The following is a 1,771-nucleotide window of genomic DNA, read 5'->3' on the forward strand; positions in this document are numbered from 1 at the left end:
TATCGTCACGGGCCCCGCGATGCCCCATTCGCGCCGCAGCGTGTCGCGCAGTTGCGCGGCGGGCGCGTTGCCTTCGACGAGGCGTGGCATCTGCGCGCGCGACAGCTCGGTCGCGGCGAGCATCCGGTCGGACCAGTCGCGGCGCGCGCAGTCGAGCCACAGCGTGCCCGACGCGTCGGACATGTCGGACACGAATTCGCCGGACAGACGCCAGATCAGGTAGTCCTTCGGCAGCAGCACCTTGTGCACCGCGCGGAACACGGCGGGCTCGTATTTCGCGAGCCACAGCAGTTTCGGCGCGGTGAAGCCGGGCATCGCCATGTTGCCGGTGATCGCGCGCGATTCCGGCACCAGCGCTTCGAGCTCGACGCATTCGGTGCCGGCGCGCGTGTCGTTCCACAGGATCGCGGGGCGCAGCACCTGGTCCGCGCGATCGATCAGCGTCGCGCCGTGCATCTGCCCCGACAGCGCGATGCCGCGCAGCGCGGCGAAGCCGGCCGGATGCGCGGCGCGCACCGCCGCGATCGCATCGAGCATCGCGTGCCACCACGCCTGCGGGCTCTGTTCGGACCAGTGCGGATGGGGCCGGCTGATCGACAGCGCGGCCGAGCCGGTCGCGAGCGGGACCGAACGGGAATCGGTGAGAAGAACCTTGACCTCGGACGTGCCGAGATCGATGCCGAGAAATGTCACGTGTGAAGCATCCTGTCTGGGGCGCGCGGCGGCGCACGCCGAAGCGGCGGCGCGTCGTCGCGGCCGTGCGGTTCGTTGAGCCGGTGCAGCGCGCGGAACCTCGACGGCGGCACCTGCTTCATCGCGAGAAACTGACGGTTGAAATTCGACAGGTTGTTGAAGCCAACCCGGTAGCAGATGTCGGTCACCGTCAGGTCGGAAAACATCAGCAGTTCGCAGGCCTCATTGATGCGCAGCCGGTTCAGGTAGCGCACGAACGACGAGCCGGTATGGCGGCGGAAAAAGCGCGTGAAGGTGCTGACGCTCATCCCGGCGAACGCGGCGACATCGGTTTCGCGCAGCATGCCGGGCAGGTTCTGCTGCAGGTACGACAGCACCTGGTTGATGGTCGACGACATGTAGTGCTGCGCATCGCTGCGGTAGCCGGGGCCGGCGAGCACGCGCCGTTCGCGGCACGACGACAGCCGGTCGAACAGCGACATCAGGATCTCGACGCGCCGGCAGCCGTGCGCGTTCGCGAGTTCGAGCATCAGCGGCGCGACGTCGCGGCCGACGCGGTCGGGAAACTGCACGCCGCGCGCCGCGTCGTCGATCAGGTCGATCACCGGCTGCAGCTCGCTGAACGCGCCGACCATCTTCTCGATCGCGTCGCGCGAGAACTGCAGCACGACGTCGCGCGACGGCACGCGCTCGCCGTCGGCGAGTTCGCTGACCCAGTTGTGCGGCAGGTTCGGCCCGGTGACAATCAGGTTGCCGGGGCCGAAATCGCCGATGTGATCGCCGACGAACATCTTGCCGTGCGACGCCTGGATCAGATGGATCTCGTATTCGGGATGGAAGTGCCACTTCGCGACCGAATGCGGATAGTCGTGGATCCACGCGCGGAACGATTCGTCGCGGTGGGTGGGAACGATCTCGAGATCCGGGTTCATCGTGTGCTCCGTCGGGGGCGTGCCGGCGTGCTACGAACGGGACATCGACCAGCCCGTTGCTGCAGGCGGCGTGGTGCGCGACGCGGCCGCCGGCGGCGCCGCGTGCGCGATCGGGTTCGCGTCCGGCAGCGTGACGTTGCGCTCGG

General features: G+C 68.4%; 2 protein-coding genes. Both read right to left on the bottom strand.

All coding sequences use genetic code 11. The annotated features are described in order from the left end of the window. Positions 1–693, bottom strand: a 693-nt coding sequence (locus G3N93_RS39445) for an FGGY family carbohydrate kinase (RefSeq protein ID WP_307873457.1), incomplete at its 3' end; no start/stop codon positions are given. Further along, positions 690–1,625, bottom strand: a complete 936-nt coding sequence (locus G3N93_RS39450) for an AraC family transcriptional regulator (protein WP_206135465.1) — start codon at positions 1,623–1,625, stop codon at positions 690–692. The genes G3N93_RS39450 and G3N93_RS39445, both read right to left, overlap by 4 nt. Positions 1,626–1,771 lie beyond the last annotated feature (146 nt).

This window comes from Burkholderia sp. Se-20378 (assembly GCF_017104665.1).
GTDB lineage: Bacteria > Pseudomonadota > Gammaproteobacteria > Burkholderiales > Burkholderiaceae > Burkholderia > Burkholderia lata.

Coding starts and splice junctions, on each gene's coding strand:
- G3N93_RS39450 (WP_206135465.1), bottom strand. CDS start 1,625: ATGAACCCGGATCTCGAGATCGTTCCCACCCACCGCGACGAATCGTTC.